Raw genomic sequence first — 16,678 nt, 5'->3', positions numbered from 1 at the left:
ACGCGACCGGTTCATTCTCGGCAAAGTGCCAAAAATTCTGGATATCGGCACGACGATCCTGTTCTGCGGCCTTGCATTCTGGACAGCGGAAGAAGCGGCAGAACAATAGGCAGCCGGGTCACCCCAACTTGGCTTCCACCCGCTCCCGCCACCGTCGAAGCGTTCGCCCAAAAATCGCGTCGTCCCCCAGCGCTCTCGCAAGTATCAGTGCGCCCTGGATACCGACTACCGCTTCTTCGGCGAGCGCATTTGCTTCTGCCGTCTTGAGGCCCGCTCTCGTCAAAGCGCCGGCAAGTGCTTCGATCCATCGGTTGAAATAGGTCTGGATCGCCGCTGCGAAACGGTCGCGTGTTTCGTCGAGCGCGAAGGCGCCGATGAGACAGATGCGATGGCCGGAGCGGAAATAAGTGTCTGTTGTCTCCCACATGCGGGCAATGGCGGCGTGCGGTTCGTCTTCTTCGAGCGGCTTGAACATCTCGTTGACGAACCAGGCGTCGATATTGGCCATGATCTCCGCCGCCATCTCCTCCTTTCCGCCGGGAAAGAAGTGATAGAGGCTGCCCTTCGACAGTTTGGTACGCGCCGTGATGTTGCTCATCGATGCACCCTCGTAGCCGAGTTCACGAAAGACTTCGGCAACGAGGATGATGGCGTCCGATTTTTCGAAGATGGTGCGTGTCATCGTCTCAGAGTCCGAGATCGGAAAGCCCTGGATGGTCGTCCGGACGGCGGCCGAGCGGCCAATGGAATTTCCGGTCTTCTTCCTTGATCGGCATGTCGTTGATCGAGGCAAAGCGGCGCTGCATCAGGCCCTCGGCGTCGAATTCCCAATTTTCATTGCCATAGGAGCGAAACCAGTGGCCGCTATCGTCGCGCCATTCATAGGCGAAACGCACGGCGATGCGGTTGCCGTCGAAGGCCCATAGTTCCTTGATCAGCCGGTAGTCCAACTCTCTGGCCCATTTGCGGGTGAGGAATTCGACGATTTCCTTGCGGCCGCGCGGAAATTCGGCGCGGTTCCGCCACTGGCTGTCTTCGGTATAGACCTTCGAGACACGTTCGGGATCGCGGCTGTTCCAGCCGTCTTCGGCCATGCGGACTTTGGCGTTAGCGGTTTCGCGGGTAAACGGCGGCACGAGTGGGGTGGCCATAGCTTGCTCCTTTTGGACCGATAAGATTATTCTAGACCGATCGGTTTAGTAGAGCAAGAGCGAATTTGATTTTCTCGGGAGGCTATCGCGCGAATTTCTTTGCGCCCATGACACAGGCGACAACGCCGAGCGTCACCGCAAGCATGGACCAACTGACGCTTTCCTTCAGCAAGGTAGCGGCGAGCGCCAGGCCGAAGAAGGGCTGCAGCAACTGCAGTTGCCCGACGGCAGCAATGCCGCCCTGTGCTAATCCGCGATACCAGAAGATGAAGCCAATCAGCATGCTGAAGAGCGAGACATAGATCAGGCTGATCCAGGCCGGCTCGCCGATGCCGCCGATCGCCTGCGGCATGGTGAAGAGGCAAAGCGCGATCATGACCGGCAGCGACAGGACGAGCGCCCAGGAAATGACCTGCCAGCCGCCCAGCCGGCGCGACAGCACCGCGCCCTCGGCATAGCCGAGCCCGCAAACGAGGATTGCCGCCAGCATCAGCAAATCGCCGACCGGCGAGGCGGAGATACCTTGGGCCAGCGCATAGCCGCAGACGATGGCGCTGCCAACGGCGGAAAATATCCAGAAGGCCGGCCGCGGCCGTTCACCGCCGCGCAATACGCCGAATATGGCCGTGGCAAGCGGCAGCAACCCGATGAAGATGATCGAATGCGCCGAGGTGACGTGCTTTAGCGCCAGTGCCGTCAGCAGCGGAAAACCGACGACGCATCCAAGTGCCACGATGGCAAGAGGGATGATATCGTTGCGAACCGGTCGCTTCTCCCGAAATGCGAGCAGCAGGCACAACGCGAGAATGCCGGCAATCGCCGCGCGGGCGACCGTCAGGAAGACGGGATCGAAATCCATCACCGCCACCCGTGTTGCCGGCAATGAGCCGCTGAAGATCAGCACGCCCGTCATTCCATAGATCCAGCCGCTTGTCGTCTTGTCCATTCCGATGCTCCAAGTTTATCGGCCGGTATCGGCGAAGTCGGCTGGTCATTCCAGAGACGGCGCAGTACAATTTTTGCAAACTGTTATGGTGTGGGGTGCAGTACGGATGAACGATACCATTGTAACGAATGGGGCCAGCGGCACGCGCATCGAGGTCGTGATGGCGGCGATTTCCAATCGCATTGCCGCACGCAGCCTGGTGCCGGGGGCGCGGCTTCCTTCGGTGCGCAGCTTCGCCAGGACGATGCAGGTATCCGTTTCCACCGTGGTCGAGGCTTATGAGCGGCTGGCGGCCGAGGGCGTCATCCGCTCGCGGCCCGGTTCCGGCTTTTACGTCTGTGGGCCGCTCGCGCCGCTTTCCCTGTCGGAGATCGCTCCGCCGCTCGAACGCGATGTCGATCCGCTCTGGATTTCGCGGCAATCGTTGGAGGTGGACGATGCTGTGCTGAAGCCCGGTTGCGGCTGGCTTCCGCCCTCCTGGATGCCGAAAGCGGCGCTGCGTCGAGCGATGCGAACCCTGGCGCGGACCGGCGGGAGCGACATTCTCACCAACTATGGAACACCGCTCGGCCTGCCGCCGTTGCGGCAGCTTCTGGCACGGCGCATGGGCGAACACGGCATTACGGCGTCGCCTGATCGAATCATGCTCATGGAATCCGGCACGCAGGCCATCGATCTTCTCTGCCGTTTCCTGCTCGAACCGGGCGATACCGTGCTGGTCGACGATCCCTGCTACTTCAATTTCCACGCTCTCCTGCGGGCGCACCGGGCCAATATCGTCGGCGTGCCCTTCACGCCGACAGGGCCGGATATCGAGCGGTTTGCCGAGGCACTCGAAAGACATAAGCCGCGCCTCTACATCACCAATTCCGCCGTTCACAACCCAACCGGCGCCGCATTGTCGCCGGTGACGGCGCATCGCCTGTTGAAGCTGGCGGATGCTTCCAACCTGATCATCATCGAAGACGATATTTTTGCCGATTTCGAGCACGTGCCGGCGCCGCGGCTTGCCGCCTATGATGGGCTCGATCGGGTGATCCATATCGGCAGCTTCTCGAAGACGCTGTCGGCCTCGGTGCGCTGCGGCTTCATCGCGGCGCGGCGGGATTGGATCGACGGCCTTGTCGATCTGAAGATCGCCACCAACTTCAGCGGTGGCCAATTGGGGGCCGAGCTGTTGTTCTCGGCCCTGAAGGACGGAGGCTATCGCAAGCATATCGAGGCGTTGCGAGTCCGGCTTGCCAAGGCCATGAGCGAAACCATCTCCCGATTGGAGGCAATCGGCATCACGCCCTGGCTGAAGCCACAGGCCGGCATGTTCCTTTGGTGCCGGCTGCCGGAGGGGCTGAATGCGGCCGACGTCGCCCGCGCCTGCCTCGCCGAAGGCATCATCCTGGCACCCGGCAATGCCTTCAGCCAGAGGGATGCGGCAAGCAATTTCCTCCGCTTCAATGTTGCGCAATCAACGGATGCTCGCATTTTCGAGGTCCTGGCGGCGTCGATGCGGAGATTGGGGGCCGGATGAGCGGCGGCGTTCCCGCTCCGGTCCCAGGCGATGACAATCCGGCCAGCGGGAGTGCCGGATGCATTACTTATGCAGCATCTTCAAGGCGTCGATGAAATAGCTGTTGGCGCCGGAATAGTCGTCGGCCTTGCAACGCTTGAGACCCTCAGCCACCAGGGCGCTTGCCCGCTTTCTGTCGGCGGCGCTGATCGCCGATGTCTTCAACCCATTATTGATACTCTCCACCATTTTGGCGCATGGCGCGGAATTGCCGCTTCCCGTGGTTGCGGTGTTCGCGGCGAAGGCGGTGAAGGAAAGGGCGAAGGTGATTGAGATCAGCGACGGAACGACAAGAGCGAACGTTTTCATGTCCCTGCAGCCTCAGCTCCGCCCGCAGTCTACGGACAAGACATGCAGACCAAACGTCTTTGGATAGGGTCGAATGCCGAGAGAGGGATGGGAAAGACAATCGGACACTGGGAAGCAGCTCTAATACGCTCTTGCAGGTCTTGCTGAACTTAAGCATCACAGTATAGCTCCGCCACAAGGCCGCTTCAATTGCGGTTCACATCGGCTTTCTAATCCCCGTTGGCAAAATGAGATCGACCGTGCGTGTTCTGCTTGTTGAAGACGACAATATTCTCGGATCATCCCTCAAGAAGGCTTTGGAGAAACACGCTTACGGTGTCGATTGGATGCGCGATGGCGAGTCCGGTCTCGAAGCTGCGCAGCATTCGCATTTCGCGGCTGTTATTCTCGATATCAACCTGCCGCAGCTCAATGGCATGGAGGTGCTGAGAGGCATTCGACAGCGGGGCAATGCGGTGCCGGTTTTGCTGCTGACTGCGCTCGATGCGGTACGGCAGAAGGTCGAGGGGCTCGATGAGGGCGCCGATGATTACCTGGTCAAGCCGTTCGATCTCGACGAACTGCTTGCCCGCCTGCGCGCGCTGATTCGCCGCCGCGATGGGCGAACCGAAAGCCTCATACGATGCGGCGATGTCGAGGTCGACCCGTCGGCGATGGTCGCCCGCAAGGGCAGCGCGCAGGTTCATACCACCGCCAAGGAATTCCATCTGCTGAAGCTGCTCATGGAGCGCAGCGGCCGATACGTGACCAAGAACGATATCGAATATGCGCTTTACGATGCCGAGAACAGCGTCGAAAGCAACGCCATCGAGGTGACGATCTACAACCTGCGCAAAAAGCTCGGCACCGATTTCATCAAGTCGATCCGCGGCGTCGGCTACATGATCGAACGATGATCAGGTCCACGCTAACCCGCAAACTCTTCTTCAGGATAGCGCCGGTCGTGGCGGTGACGATCGTGGTGATCGGCGCCTTCGCGTTCAACAGCGCAACGCGCGAGATTAACAATATCTACGATGCCCAGCTCATCGATGACGCGAACGTTATCTGGAGCTTGCTGCGTCGCCCTCTGGAAAGATCGCCGGACCGCTCTCCGAAGAAGATCGACGACATCGACTTCAACATGGACAACCAGCTATCCTTCAATGAGGACGCCGACGACTATGCCGACGCCCACATGTTTCGCGCCTGGGTGGATGGCCGTATTCGCTTCTACAGCAGCACGGCGTTCCAGTCCGATGTGCCGCAGCAGAAGGTCGGCTTCACCACGCTCACCTATAAGGGAGAGGAATGGCGGGTCTACTCGCTGCCGATACCGAACACGACCATCGTCATGGAGATCGGCGAGAAGATCGCCCTGCGGGAAACGTTGGTCTCCAACATCCTGCTCAATCTCTTCTTTCCGCTGCTTGTGCTGGTGCCGGTCATCGGCTTCCTCATCTGGCTTGGCATCAACAGCGGCCTGCGCACGATCCACGGGCTAGTACGCCAGATTCGCACCCGGTCGCCCGACGATCTCTCCGCCATCCCTGTCCAGGGCCTGCCGCGTGACCTCTTGCCGCTCGGCCGCTCAATCAATCAGCTTTTGGAGAAACTCGGTCACTCATTGACCCTCGAGCGGCGCTTCTCCGATCTTGCGGCACATCAATTGCGCACCCCGCAGGCGAGCGTGAAGCTGCTGCTGCAGATGCTGGGCAACACCGACAGCGAGCAGGAACGGCAGACGATCATCGCCGACCTCGTGGCCAGCAACAATCGCGCCACACATCTGATCGAGCAATTGTTGCGGCTGGCCAGGGTAAGCCATCATCCCCTCAATCCGACACCCGTCCCGCTCTACCATATGGTGGCGTCTGTTCTGGCGGAATTCGGCAATATCATCACCAGCAGGCAGCTTGATGTCCTGCTGGAAGGCGACGAGACGGCGCAAGTCAAAACGGATGAATCGCTGCTGCGCATGATGATCGGCAACCTCTTGGACAATGCCATCAAATACACACCCGTTGCCGGCAAGATCGAAGTCGTGATCTCCTCTGAAAACGCGCTCTGGCTGATATCGATCAGCGACAGCGGGCCCGGCATACCGCCCGATGAGCGTGCTGCGGTCTTCCAGCGATTCTATCGGCTCAATACGCTTCACACTGAAGGGGCCGGCCTCGGTCTTGCGATCGTCGCCGATACGGCCGACCGGCTGGCGGCCTCAATCCAGCTATTGACGCCGCGTTGGGGCACCGGCCTGCGGGTCGATCTGCGGTTGCCCAAAAACCAATAGAGCGACCCCTATATACCCATCCGAGCGCTCGGTGCTCATCGCTGGACGGTTCAGCTTTTCACGAAGTCGTGGGGCTGCTCGTTTTTCATTTTCGCATCATCCTGCCCTCATGCCTGGCTCATCCGTGGTTGCTAAACGCAACTTCAGGATAAGGCGAAAGGGTTTTTTTATGCAGGTGTTTTGCGATTTTGATGGAACCATATCCATCGAAGACGCGACGGATATGGTGTTGTCCCGTTTCGCCGGTTCCGAATGGGAAGACATAGAACAGCAGTGGAAACAGGGGCTGATAGGGTCGGGCGAATGCATGCGCCGGCAGATCGCCCTCGTGCAGGCGAGCCGCAAAGATCTCGAGGCTCTCCTGGACGGGGTGTCCATCGACCCCGGCTTTGAGGGTTTCCTGTCATACTGCAACCGCAGTGATCTGCCCGTGACGATCGTCAGCGATGGGGTCGACTATTTCATTCGCCATATCCTGGCACGTCACGGCATCGGCGACCTCAGAATAGTCGCCAACGTCCTCACCTATCGCTTCGCTCATGGCCGAGACTTGTATTCTCTTTCTCCGTCGCCCACGGCAGCCGGCTGCATGTCCGGTTCAGGCGTCTGCAAATGCCGGGTTGTCAGGGGAACTGAACTGCAGATCTACATCGGCGATGGGCGAAGCGATTTCTGTGTTGCCGACAAGGTCGATCTCGTCTTCGCAAAAGCCAAGCTCGCCGATTACTGCGATGACCGCGGCATTTCCTATGTCGGCTTCGACAATTTCGCCGACCTGCTTCCAAAGATGAAAGCCATTCTTCCCAGTGCCGCACGGGAGCACCGCGCGCTGCTGCATTCCAAGATCGCGTGAACCAGACCGAGAGGCATTAATGAAAACCAATGTAGTCGAAGCCTTCAGTGGCGAGATGCAATCGCCCGTCAAATCTGAGGCGGAGTTGCGCATCCTTGAGGAGGCTTATTGCTCCCATGGCGATACGGTCCACTATACGGCAAAGCCGAAATTCTTCGAGGAATGCGAAGGCTCCTACGTCTACGACCAGTCAGGGACGCCGTTCCTCGATCTGCAGATGTGGTATTCCGCCGTCAATTTCGGCTACCGCAACGAACGCCTGAATGCCGCCGCACACCGGCAGCTCGACCGGCTGCCGCAGGTCGCCTCGCAATATCTGCACCGGGAAAAGGTGGAGCTGGCGGCCATGATCGCCCAGGACGCCGAACGCAAGTTCGGGCGCAAGGGGCGGGTTCATTTCAACGTCGGCGGCTCGCAGGCCGTCGAGGATTCGCTGAAGCTGGTGCGCAACTATACCGGCGGCAAGAGCCTGATGTTCGCCTTCGAGGGCGGTTATCACGGCCGCACCCTCGGCGCCTCGGCCATCACCTCCAGCTACCGCTACCGCCGCCGCTACGGTCATTTCGGGGATCGGGCGCAGTTCATCGAATTTCCCTATCATTTCCGCGGCCCGAAGGGCATGTCGAAGGAAGAGTACGGGCATCACTGCGTTCAGAAGTTCGCCCGTCTGTTCGAGAGCGAATATAACGGCGTTTGGGATCCGAAGGCGGGCAAGTCCGAATATGCCGCCTTCTACATCGAGCCGATCCAAGGCACGGGCGGCTACGTCATTCCGCCGATGAACTTCTTCATCGAACTCAAGAAGGTGCTGGACGAACACGGCATCCTGCTCGTCGTCGACGAAATCCAGATGGGCGTCTACCGCACCGGCAAGCTCTGGTCGATCGAGCATTTCGGCGTTTCCCCCGATGCTCTTGTCTTCGGCAAGGCGATCACCAATGGGCTCAATCCGCTTTCAGGCGTCTGGGCAAGGGAAGAGATGATCAATCCGGAAATCTTCCCGCCCGGTTCGACACATTCCACCTTCGCCAGCAACCCGATGGGGACCGCCGTGGCTCTCGAAACCATGAAGATGTTGGAAGAGGAGGATTTCGGCGCGGCCATCATGGCCAAGGGCGCTTATTTCCTCGATGGGCTGAAACAATTGCAGAAGCGCCATGCCATCGTCGGCGAGGTCGACGGTCTCGGCTTGGCCCTGCGGATGGAGATCTGCAAGGACGACAGCTACACGCCGGACAAGGCGACGATGGACTGGCTTTGCGACGAGGGCATGAAGGGCGACATTCAGGTCGGCTCCAAGATGTACGGCCTCGTGCTGGACGTCGGCGGCTACCACAAGAACGTCATCACCTTCGCGCCGAACCTGCTCATCACCCGCGAGGAGATCGATCTGGCGATTGCCCTGCTCGATCAGCTTCTCACGCGCGCAGCCCGGAGATAGACCGGTGCAACTCCTTCTTCTTCATCTCGATGATGCGTTGGAGTTGCAGCCAGATTTCGTGCGCGCCTGCAAGTTTGCGGGCGCGTGCCAATATGCCGATAAAGGAACCGGCAGGGCGGTGCGGCTCTGGAGCAAGCAGAAGGCGCTTGCCGAACTCGGCCGCAACATCGTCCGGAACACGCCCGCAATCGGCAAGGATCCGCAGCTCTGTTTCATGGGCTCCGGCGACTTTCATCATGTGACGGCGCTGCTTCTCGATGGGGCTCTGGAGCGGCAGTCCATTGCGACGACGCTCATTCATTTCGACAATCATCCGGATTGGGTCACCTTCAATGGCGGGATGCATTGCGGCTCCTGGGTCAACAGCGCGCTGGCCAACCGCCATATCCAAAAGGTCATCACCATCGGCGTTTGCAGTCACGACCTTCGCAGCCCGGAGCGCAAAGGCGCCAATCTGCACTGGCTCGGCGAAGGCAAGCTGGAGCTCTATCCTTATGAACATCCGCCGAGCCGTGTTTTGGCCGAATACGGCAGCGGCGCCAGCTATCGGCAGGAGAAGGGCGCCCTGCACTGGAAATCCATTTCCGAGATCGGCGAGGAAAATTTCATCGACCGGATGCTGAGCCGGATTCGCACCGAAGCGGTCTATCTGACGATCGACAAGGATGTGCTGGTGGCGGATGACGCCGTGACGAACTGGGACCAGGGCCGTATGCGGCTGCCCTACCTGCTGGCGCTGATCAGCGAAATCGGCAACCGCCATCGCATTATCGGCGCAGACGTCATCGGCGACTACTCGGCCCCGAGCTATGCCGGCAGTTTTCAAACCAGGATTTTGAAAAGGGCCGAGGTTTTTATCGACCAGCCGCATATCCGGCCAAGGGCCGAAACGATCAGAAATATCAACAGTGCCGCAAACCACGCGCTGCTGGAGGTCCTGGCGGAGTACATGGCATGAGCGGCAGCCTGACCCTTCCGATGCTCGGCCTGATCCTTTTCTGCGTGCTGGCGGAAACGGCGCGCGAGGTCTGCTTCAAGCAGTCGGCAAGCGAAAACGCATTGCTTTCGGCGCTGACCAAGCCAGTGACATGGCTGGGCATCTTCTTTTGGGCGGTGGAGCTGCTCGCCTGGACCGCCGTGCTCGAGCACGTCCCCCTATCCATCGCCTTTCCGCTGATGGCGCTGAGCTATGTCGTCATCGTCTTCGCCGGGGCCCTGATCTTCAAAGAAAATATCAACCTCCGCCACGCGACGGGTGTGTTCCTCGTGACCGCCGGCGTGGCTTGCGTGGGAGTAACCGGACTATGAAAATCTTTGCGCACACCAGATGGGATGCCGCGCCGGTTCTGGCCGCTGTGGCGCATCTCGCTTTCGACATCTATCTGATCGTCGGTTTCGAAAGCCGGCCGTTATGGCTCTCGGCTGTCCTCGGCTGCCTGTATGCAGTGTCGATCTCGTGGAATATCAACAGCATATCCCATAATTTCATCCACACGCCCTATTTCAAGCCGCGCTGGATGAACTACGCGTTCAGCCTGCTGGAATCGGTCGCGATCGGCTTCTCGCAGACCTATTATCATTGGGTGCATATGCGCCATCACTCCGGCAACAGCGATCGGCCGGACGAAAAGGGCGATACGATCGATCTCTTGTCGATCTATCGCCACGGCCGCAACGGCGAGCCGGAGAATGTGTGGTCCTATACGCTTCTGAGCTTCTTTCGGGACAGTCTCGGCGACATTCACAAGGCTATCGCCCGCACGCGGCCGTTCGATGCAAAATGGGGCCGGTTCGAGCTCTTTTTCTTCCTTGGCCTTGCTGCAATTGCGTTGATCTATGACTGGAAGGCCGTGCTGTTCTTCGTGCCCTTCTATTATTTCGGCAACTGCCTGTCGTCGCTGAACGGCTATTACGAGCATCTGAACGGCGATCCGGACGAGCCGATCGCCTGGGGCGTCAGCAGCCACAAGTCGTTCTACAACTGGCTGTGGTTCGGCAACGGCTATCATGCCGAGCACCATTACCGGCCGCGGACCCATTGGACGAAGCTGAGCACGCTGCACGAGCAGATCAAGGAAGAGCAGGAAAAGGCCGGCACGCATGTCATCAGCACCTGCCACGCCCTTGGCTTCATGGCCAAGGAAAACCGGCAGGCGGAGCTTTCCCATGAAATCTGAGGAATTGAGTTTCTTTCTCGAAGGAAACAACGGCAAAGGCGTGCTCCTCATTCATGGATTAACGGGTGCGCCGGCCGAAATGAAGCTTGTCGCGCGTCAGCTCAACCGCAGAGGGTTCAGCGTCCACGCACCGCTGCTGGCAGGTCACGGCGAGGATGTCAGGGCGTTACGGCTCTCTCATTGGGAAGATTGGCTGAACAGCGTGGTACAGGCGGCGGAATTCATGGCGCGGCGCACGCAGCATATTTTCGCGGCAGGCATCTGTGTGGGCGGCAAGCTGTCGATGCTGGCCGCCAATAGCCGCCCGGATCTCATAAAGGCCGTGGCGATCTATTCGCCCTGCTTCCACTATGACGGCTGGGACGTGCCACGCCACTACACTTTGCTGTCGCCGCATATCGGCTGGCTATCGCGCATTCCCTTCCTCGACCGTCTCAATTTCAAAGAGAATTCATCCCTTGGCATCAAGGACGAGCGTTTGCGCCGCATGGTCGAGGCAATGGCGGGCGAAGGCATGCTAGAAAAATTCCCTGGCCGCGGCATCGTCGAGATGCACCGTTTGGGCAAGACGCTGCGGGGCGTGCTGCCCGACATTCGCGTGCCGACCTTGATCCTGCACGCGGAGGAAGACGATCTCAGCAATCCGAGGCACGCCCGCTACATTTCCGAGCACATTGGCGGCCCGCATGAGCTGAAGTGGATCAAGGACAGCTATCATATGATCCACGTCGATCGTCAGCACCGGCAGGTCGCGGAATTCACCGCCGATTTCTTCGAGGCGAGCCATGCTTCAGCGCTCGCTTAGTCCTTCGCCGACGCCGGCGCGCGATCCGGTCGCCGAGGTGCATTTCAGCATTCGCGCCATCGGCCGCGATGCCTGGAACGCCTGCTTTCATGATCAGGTCGAGGATTATGATTGCCTGCTGGCCATCGAGGAGGCCGGTATCGAAGGCTTCGAATGGCGCTACATCACGGTCGCCGAGGACGGGCGGATCAGCGCCGCAATGCCGGCTTTCCTCTGCCCCTATGCCCTGGACACGACTCTGGAAGAGGGCGCGCTGCGCAGGGGCATACGGTGGGTGCGGCAGCGCTTTGCTGGCTTCCTGACGCTGCGCCTCGCCTGTCTTGGCTCTCCCTGCACGGAAACGGGCGCGGTCGGCTTTCATCCCGATGTGCCGCCGGAACGCCGCGAGGTGTTGTTTGCCGAATTGCTGTCATTCTTCGAACAGCTTGCGGCAACGGAAGATTGCGCGCTGATGGGCCTCAAGGACATTCCCCAGCCGGTTGCCCCCGCGCTAGACGGACCGCTGTCGGCCCGCCGTTACGCCATGATCGGCGGCTTGCCGACCGCCTGGCTCGATATCGACTTTAAGACGATCGACGAATATCTCGCCCGGCTCTCTTCCGGCACGCGCAAGGACATGCGCCGCAAGTTGAAATCCTTTGCGCGGGTCAGGGTCGAGATTCGAACGGATTTCGGCGATTTCCTGCCCGAGGTCATGAGGCTCTACCACGACACACGCAATCGCAGCGAATGGCAGTTCGAGGAACTGACGGCCGGTTACTTCGAGGGAATCCTTTCCCGGATGGACGGTCGCTCTTTCTGCGCCTTCTATTTCGTCGATGACAGGCTTCTTGCTGCCAATCTGATCGTCCATGACGGACGCGCCGCCATCGACAAATTCTTCTGCATGGATGGCGAAGAGGGGCGGCCCTACAATCTTTATTTCCTGAGCTGGTTCACCAATCTGCGCTATTGCCTGGAGCACGGCATAGGCCGTTACCAGAGCGGTCAGGCCTATTATGAAAACAAGATGCGGCTCGGCAGCAAGCTCACCGCCAATGCGATGTTCTTTCGCCACCGCAATCCGGTTCTCCAGAAAATATTGCGGCTGGTTTCGCCGCTGTTTTCGACAGATGAGGCGGGCTGATGATGTCGATGCGCTTATCCTGGCTGGCGGTGCCGGTGTTGAACACGCTGTACCAATTCTTCATCAAGCATGGAGCCGCGCAATTGGACGGTGACGGCGGAGCGGATTGGCTGTGGCAGGCGCTCACGTCGCATTGGATCCTGGCGGCGATCGCCGCCGAGATCCTCTGCTTCTTCATCTGGATGAATGTACTTTCCGAGCTTGATCTGAGCCGGGCCTTCCCCCTTTCCGGCATCAGCTACGTTTTGATCATCGCCACCGGCTGGTTCGTCTTCGGCGAGCCCGTCGTCGGCCTGCAGGTCATTGGCAGCGGATTGATCCTGACGGGCGTCTGGCTGATCGCAAGTGCTGCGGGCGAAACCTCAGACCAAAATGGCTGGGCGCCAAAGCGCGGTTCGCTCAGTACCGACACGGGTAAGGATAAGTGATGTCCCGATTGCAAGCTGAAGACCAAAACAAGGGCGTCAGCATCGCGTCCGGCCTTGCGGACTGGAGCTTGAGACGCGCGCTGTCGCACATCGTAACGCGGGGATCACTGACGGTGACGACCGCAGGCGGCCGCGTCCTGACTTTCGGCGATGCCACTGGTCAGCCGGTGCATGTTCGCTTCACGGACACAAGCGCGCAGTGGGCTTTCCTTGTCGACGCCGACCTGCGGCTCGGCGAACTCTACATGGATGGCCGTTTTCTTGTCGAACGGGGCTCGCTCTACGATTTCGTCGCGATGATGCTGCGGGAGGCGCAGAACAGCACGCATCCGCTCATTGCCCGTGTCATCGATCACATCCGCACGAGGCTGCGGATTTTCCGTCACCGCAATCTGCCGGGGCGTTCCAGGGCGAACGTCGCGCATCACTATGATCTCGACGGGCGGCTCTACGAGCTTTTTCTGGATGCGGACCGGCAATATTCCTGCGCCTACTTCGCCCATCCCGGTCAATCGCTTGAAGAGGCGCAACTAGCGAAGAAAAGGCATCTGGCGGCCAAGCTGTCGATCGAGCCGGACAACAGCATTCTCGACATCGGCTGCGGCTGGGGCGGCCTTGCCCTGCACCTGGCCGAGCAGGCACCGGGCGGCTATGTCCTCGGCGTCACCCTGTCCGAAGAGCAGCACGATTATGCTTCGAAACGGTTGCAGGGCGCCGTGGAGGGATCGAGGGCGGAGGTTCAGTTCGCGCTCAGGGACTACCGCAGCCTGACGGGTCATTTCGACAGGATCGTCTCGGTCGGCATGTTCGAACACGTCGGCCTGTCATCCTATCGGACCTTCTTCCGCAAATGTGCCGAATTGCTCGAGGATGACGGTATCATGGTGCTGCACACTATCGGTTGTTCGGCAACGCCCGGCTTCACCACGCCCTGGCTCGACAAATACATCTTCCCCGGCGGTTACATTCCGGCACTTTCGGAGATCGTGCCGGAGGTCGAGGCAGCGGGATTGACGATCACCGATGTCGAAGTGCTGCGCCTGCACTATGCCTGGACGCTTGCCAACTGGCGCGAGCGTTTCATGGCGCGCTGGGGCGAAGTGGCCGAACTCTATGATGAGCGTTTTTGCCGCATGTGGGAATATTATCTTTCGACGGCGGAAGCTGCGTTCCGCTATGAAGATCTCGTCGTCTTCCAGATCCAGATCAGCAAACACAACGACATCGTTCCGGTCACGCGGGACTACATCGCCCGCAACGAAGCGCAGCAGGCTTCAAAACCGGATATCGAACGTTCTGTTGAGCGTAAAGCCGATGACGTTCTGGTTGGGTGAGCCGATCTGCGAGGTGATCGGGCTGTCGGCTGCATCACTTACGAGGCGGCTATATTTATCATAGACCTGCACGCTCCAGGCGGGCGAGATCGTATAGGTCGCGGCCACCGTGAAACCGACGGATTTCAAGCCGCCGCTGGCGTCAAAGGAGTCGAGTTGGCCGTTCTTCGCTGCCTCGCTCGCGGTGATTCCGAAATTGCTGCGCATATAGGTGGAGTTCGCCAGCGACATGCGCGGACCCGCCGACAGAAGCCAGCTATCTCCAACGGGCTGGAACCAGTCGAGCGACAGATCGGCAACGAGGCCGTCGCCGCCCCACAATGCCTGACGCGTCTCAGCCCGCAGCCGCAACTGATTTTCCATCGGCCAATATTGCGCGAACGCACCGGCGTCAAAATTCCAGTGAACCCTGTGCAGGCCGTTCAGACTGGAATCGTCAAATGCCGAGCGCCCACCTCTCAGGCCGACGACCGGACCGACTTCGATGCCGCCAACCTCGAAGAGGCTATAGTCGATGTTGTCGTCCGGAGCGCTGTAGTCCTGCGTTTCGCCAAGGCGATGAAAGTCGAAGGATGGCATGCCGCTGAAGGAGAGATGCTTCGATCCTTCGTAGGAAGGGCCGTATTCCACCGTGCCGCCAAGCGTAACGATCCAGGTACTCGACGAAGATTTCGCCGCCTCCTGCGCCAGTGCCGGAAGCGCGCCGATTGCGGATGTCGCCAGCAGAGCTATCCCGGCAAGCGCCGAGACGCTGGCGAAAGATGTTTTGACGCTGAACATTCTGCCAACACCCGTCCCTGATCGCCCCACACCGATTTACAGGCAGATCGCCCCCGCGCGCATTCCTAGCACGGCCTGCGGTTCCAAAAATAGAAAAAACTTGAGCAGGGGTGGTGGTTAAGGCTGTTCCGCACCTGCATTTCGACCGGATTGGCTCCTCAGATCGACGGCGATTTCAGCACTGGACCTCCAGCCTCGTCGCTACGAGCTGCGAATAATTCGTTCCCATCGGGTCGTTGAAGAACATACTGGTGAGCGTCGCCTGGTTCTGCGCGATGATCTCGTTGGGATTGGGCCTCACCACCTTGCGCTTGCAGCGGGCAAATGCCTCTCCGGAGGTGGCCATGTCGCTGTCCGCGGCGAAATCGACCGCGGTATAAAGCGTCGTATCGTAAATCCCGAAAATCGTGGTTCCCTTGAGGAAGGTCTTCTGCAGCGGTTTTAGCGAGAAGGTCAGTATCAGGGCGTTGTCCTTATAATCCGCCTGTATCGCCTCGGGCTTCGCCATCGCGACCGCTTTGCCGTTACTGGTGACGTTTGTGTAGTAGTTGTATTGCGCAAGCGAATTCCTGACCGTCTTTCCCACCGCTTTGAGCTCGCCGGCATCCAGCGCCATGTTGCCGTTCTTGTCGAAATCCAGCAGCACCGAGGAGGAAAAGACCTCGTCGAAACGCCAGACATTGCGAAGCTCGGCGATCGAGCCGTCCGGTGCTGCGACCACCTCGAACTTGGCATCGATAAATATATGCGGGTGGGCAAGAGCCGTGACAGGAAGGAGCGACAGCATCGCGATCGGCAGAATCGTCAGTCGTTTCATTCAGGCTCTGTCCGTGATCCGTCGGTGGCTCTGGTGTCGAGGCCTGAACTTCAATTGAGACTGATTTGAGACCCTGACGGGTTCCGGTCACGGATGGCTGGATACGTGCTGAACTCGTGCCGAGATTGAGCTCTCCACTCTATGGACTGTTCCATCTGAAGGCGGCGACAAAGCCTGAGATCAGTACCAGCAGCAGGAGCAGGTGGAATACACGGTCGGCCGTCGTCTGCGGGCCGATGCCGATGGCGATGGTGAATGCGCCGACGAGGGTTGCGAAAAGTGCAAAACTCTGGACCGCAAGAGCCACCGAGCGGGTCCATGCCGGCTGGAAGAGGCACGCGAAGATCCCGCAAGCCAGAACCGCCGCAATCAACCCCTCGGCTGTCGCGGCCCGCGCATGCGCATAGCCATCAAGGAGTATGCCGGAGTGGACGAGCGAGGCGGCAGCAAAGAGCGTGACTTCGAAGATGAGAAGAGGTTTCGCCCAAGAGATCATGATCCGGGTCCATCACTGTCCATTGCGCAAAGATCGTATCGAACAAGAACCTGAAACAACGCGCTTGGTTTCCCTCAATGTCTTCGTTTGTTTCCATGGCTCAAAAATGCAGCCGGACTTTGTCGGATCGATGCGGTTCACCTTAGCGCGACGGTGCCCATAAACACGCGGTTTTTCCT

Annotated in this window: 19 protein-coding genes; 12 read left to right on the top strand and 7 right to left on the bottom strand. The window is 59.5% G+C overall.

Going from position 1 to position 16,678, the window contains the following annotated elements; genetic code table 11:
* Nucleotides 1-118: 118 nt before the first annotated feature.
* The 3 genes from N2601_RS15905 to N2601_RS15895 all read right to left on the bottom strand — a co-directional run bounded on the left by N2601_RS15905 (nucleotide 119) and on the right by N2601_RS15895 (nucleotide 2,097).
* The gene (locus N2601_RS15905; RefSeq protein ID WP_104824708.1) at nucleotides 119-682 is read right to left on the bottom strand and encodes a TetR/AcrR family transcriptional regulator; all 564 of its coding nucleotides are present in this window, start codon (nucleotides 680-682) and stop codon (nucleotides 119-121) included.
* A 4-nt stretch (nucleotides 683-686) separates the two neighbouring features.
* Entirely contained in the window at nucleotides 687-1,151 is a 465-nt protein-coding gene (locus tag N2601_RS15900; RefSeq protein ID WP_104824707.1) for a nuclear transport factor 2 family protein, read from the bottom strand.
* Nucleotides 1,152-1,233: 82 nt separating this feature from the next.
* Complete coding sequence (locus N2601_RS15895; RefSeq protein WP_260303195.1) at nucleotides 1,234-2,097, bottom strand: DMT family transporter; 864 nt, start codon at nucleotides 2,095-2,097, stop codon at nucleotides 1,234-1,236.
* A gap of 106 nt (nucleotides 2,098-2,203) precedes the next feature.
* On the opposite strand from N2601_RS15895, the gene N2601_RS15890 reads away from it, so the two are divergent.
* Nucleotides 2,204-3,622 (top strand): aminotransferase-like domain-containing protein, encoded by a 1,419-nt coding sequence (locus N2601_RS15890; protein ID WP_104824706.1) that lies wholly within the window; start codon nucleotides 2,204-2,206, stop codon nucleotides 3,620-3,622.
* A 63-nt stretch (nucleotides 3,623-3,685) separates the two neighbouring features.
* Here N2601_RS15890 and N2601_RS15885 read toward each other — a convergent pair whose 3' ends face one another.
* Nucleotides 3,686-3,970, bottom strand: a complete 285-nt coding sequence (locus tag N2601_RS15885) for a hypothetical protein (protein ID WP_104824705.1) — start codon at nucleotides 3,968-3,970, stop codon at nucleotides 3,686-3,688.
* 239 nt (nucleotides 3,971-4,209) lie between these two features.
* Here N2601_RS15885 and N2601_RS15880 point away from each other — a divergent pair, with 239 nt between their 5' ends.
* The 11 genes from N2601_RS15880 (at nucleotide 4,210) to N2601_RS15830 (ending at nucleotide 14,406) form a co-directional block, all read left to right on the top strand.
* Nucleotides 4,210-4,866, top strand: a complete 657-nt coding sequence (locus N2601_RS15880; RefSeq protein ID WP_104824704.1) for a response regulator transcription factor — start codon at nucleotides 4,210-4,212, stop codon at nucleotides 4,864-4,866.
* Complete coding sequence (locus tag N2601_RS15875; protein ID WP_104824703.1) at nucleotides 4,863-6,242, top strand: sensor histidine kinase; 1,380 nt, start codon at nucleotides 4,863-4,865, stop codon at nucleotides 6,240-6,242. The genes N2601_RS15880 and N2601_RS15875 overlap by 4 nt, the downstream gene beginning before the upstream one ends.
* 169 nt (nucleotides 6,243-6,411) lie before the next feature.
* Nucleotides 6,412-7,095: an MtnX-like HAD-IB family phosphatase gene (locus N2601_RS15870; protein ID WP_104824702.1), complete on the top strand. Its 684-nt coding sequence runs from the start codon at nucleotides 6,412-6,414 to the stop codon at nucleotides 7,093-7,095.
* A gap of 19 nt (nucleotides 7,096-7,114) precedes the next feature.
* Nucleotides 7,115-8,536, top strand: a complete 1,422-nt coding sequence (locus tag N2601_RS15865) for an aspartate aminotransferase family protein (protein WP_104824701.1) — start codon at nucleotides 7,115-7,117, stop codon at nucleotides 8,534-8,536.
* Between the two features lie 4 nt (nucleotides 8,537-8,540).
* On the top strand, nucleotides 8,541-9,494 hold the full coding sequence (locus N2601_RS15860) for an arginase (RefSeq protein ID WP_104824700.1): 954 nt from the start codon (nucleotides 8,541-8,543) through the stop codon (nucleotides 9,492-9,494).
* A complete protein-coding gene (locus N2601_RS15855; RefSeq protein WP_104824699.1) occupies nucleotides 9,491-9,844 on the top strand; it encodes an EamA family transporter in 354 nt (117 codons plus the stop codon). Before N2601_RS15860 ends, N2601_RS15855 begins: the two co-directional genes overlap by 4 nt.
* A complete protein-coding gene (locus tag N2601_RS15850) occupies nucleotides 9,841-10,713 on the top strand; it encodes a fatty acid desaturase family protein (RefSeq protein WP_104824698.1) in 873 nt (290 codons plus the stop codon). Before N2601_RS15855 ends, N2601_RS15850 begins: the two co-directional genes overlap by 4 nt.
* Nucleotides 10,703-11,518, top strand: coding sequence for an alpha/beta hydrolase (locus N2601_RS15845; RefSeq protein ID WP_104824697.1), 816 nt, complete (start codon nucleotides 10,703-10,705; stop codon nucleotides 11,516-11,518). Before N2601_RS15850 ends, N2601_RS15845 begins: the two co-directional genes overlap by 11 nt.
* The gene (locus N2601_RS15840; protein WP_104824696.1) at nucleotides 11,499-12,644 is read left to right on the top strand and encodes a peptidogalycan biosysnthesis protein; all 1,146 of its coding nucleotides are present in this window, start codon (nucleotides 11,499-11,501) and stop codon (nucleotides 12,642-12,644) included. Before N2601_RS15845 ends, N2601_RS15840 begins: the two co-directional genes overlap by 20 nt.
* Entirely contained in the window at nucleotides 12,644-13,072 is a 429-nt protein-coding gene (locus N2601_RS15835; RefSeq protein ID WP_104824695.1) for an EamA family transporter, read from the top strand. Before N2601_RS15840 ends, N2601_RS15835 begins: the two co-directional genes overlap by 1 nt.
* A complete protein-coding gene (locus N2601_RS15830) occupies nucleotides 13,072-14,406 on the top strand; it encodes an SAM-dependent methyltransferase (protein WP_104824694.1) in 1,335 nt (444 codons plus the stop codon). The genes N2601_RS15835 and N2601_RS15830 overlap by 1 nt, the downstream gene beginning before the upstream one ends.
* Here N2601_RS15830 and N2601_RS15825 read toward each other — a convergent pair.
* The 3 genes from N2601_RS15825 to N2601_RS15815 all read right to left on the bottom strand — a co-directional run bounded on the left by N2601_RS15825 (nucleotide 14,347) and on the right by N2601_RS15815 (nucleotide 16,499).
* Nucleotides 14,347-15,186 carry a MipA/OmpV family protein gene (locus tag N2601_RS15825; protein WP_104824693.1) on the bottom strand — a complete coding sequence of 280 codons (840 nt, stop codon included), beginning with the start codon at nucleotides 15,184-15,186 and terminating at the stop codon, nucleotides 14,347-14,349. The genes N2601_RS15830 and N2601_RS15825 overlap by 60 nt on opposite strands.
* A 175-nt stretch (nucleotides 15,187-15,361) precedes the next feature.
* Nucleotides 15,362-16,003 carry a DUF1007 family protein gene (locus N2601_RS15820; RefSeq protein ID WP_104824692.1) on the bottom strand — a complete coding sequence of 214 codons (642 nt, stop codon included), beginning with the start codon at nucleotides 16,001-16,003 and terminating at the stop codon, nucleotides 15,362-15,364.
* 139 nt (nucleotides 16,004-16,142) lie between these two features.
* Entirely contained in the window at nucleotides 16,143-16,499 is a 357-nt protein-coding gene (locus N2601_RS15815) for a hypothetical protein (RefSeq protein WP_104824691.1), read from the bottom strand.
* Between the last annotated feature and the right edge of the window lie 179 nt (nucleotides 16,500-16,678).

Source organism: Rhizobium sp. CB3060, assembly GCF_025200735.1.
GTDB lineage: Bacteria > Pseudomonadota > Alphaproteobacteria > Rhizobiales > Rhizobiaceae > Rhizobium.
The sequence above is the reverse complement of the archived record's forward strand: the minus strand, read 5'-3'. Positions and strand labels throughout refer to the sequence as shown.

Coding starts and splice junctions, on each gene's coding strand:
- N2601_RS15905 (WP_104824708.1), bottom strand. CDS start 682: ATGACACGCACCATCTTCGAAAAATCGGACGCCATCATCCTCGTTGCC.
- N2601_RS15900 (WP_104824707.1), bottom strand. CDS start 1,151: ATGGCCACCCCACTCGTGCCGCCGTTTACCCGCGAAACCGCTAACGCC.
- N2601_RS15895 (WP_260303195.1), bottom strand. CDS start 2,097: ATGGACAAGACGACAAGCGGCTGGATCTATGGAATGACGGGCGTGCTG.
- N2601_RS15890 (WP_104824706.1), top strand. CDS start 2,204: ATGAACGATACCATTGTAACGAATGGGGCCAGCGGCACGCGCATCGAG.
- N2601_RS15885 (WP_104824705.1), bottom strand. CDS start 3,970: ATGAAAACGTTCGCTCTTGTCGTTCCGTCGCTGATCTCAATCACCTTC.
- N2601_RS15875 (WP_104824703.1), top strand. CDS start 4,863: ATGATCAGGTCCACGCTAACCCGCAAACTCTTCTTCAGGATAGCGCCG.
- N2601_RS15870 (WP_104824702.1), top strand. CDS start 6,412: ATGCAGGTGTTTTGCGATTTTGATGGAACCATATCCATCGAAGACGCG.
- N2601_RS15865 (WP_104824701.1), top strand. CDS start 7,115: ATGAAAACCAATGTAGTCGAAGCCTTCAGTGGCGAGATGCAATCGCCC.
- N2601_RS15855 (WP_104824699.1), top strand. CDS start 9,491: ATGAGCGGCAGCCTGACCCTTCCGATGCTCGGCCTGATCCTTTTCTGC.
- N2601_RS15850 (WP_104824698.1), top strand. CDS start 9,841: ATGAAAATCTTTGCGCACACCAGATGGGATGCCGCGCCGGTTCTGGCC.
- N2601_RS15845 (WP_104824697.1), top strand. CDS start 10,703: ATGAAATCTGAGGAATTGAGTTTCTTTCTCGAAGGAAACAACGGCAAA.
- N2601_RS15840 (WP_104824696.1), top strand. CDS start 11,499: ATGCTTCAGCGCTCGCTTAGTCCTTCGCCGACGCCGGCGCGCGATCCG.
- N2601_RS15835 (WP_104824695.1), top strand. CDS start 12,644: ATGATGTCGATGCGCTTATCCTGGCTGGCGGTGCCGGTGTTGAACACG.
- N2601_RS15830 (WP_104824694.1), top strand. CDS start 13,072: ATGTCCCGATTGCAAGCTGAAGACCAAAACAAGGGCGTCAGCATCGCG.
- N2601_RS15825 (WP_104824693.1), bottom strand. CDS start 15,186: ATGTTCAGCGTCAAAACATCTTTCGCCAGCGTCTCGGCGCTTGCCGGG.
- N2601_RS15820 (WP_104824692.1), bottom strand. CDS start 16,003: ATGAAACGACTGACGATTCTGCCGATCGCGATGCTGTCGCTCCTTCCT.
- N2601_RS15815 (WP_104824691.1), bottom strand. CDS start 16,499: ATGATCTCTTGGGCGAAACCTCTTCTCATCTTCGAAGTCACGCTCTTT.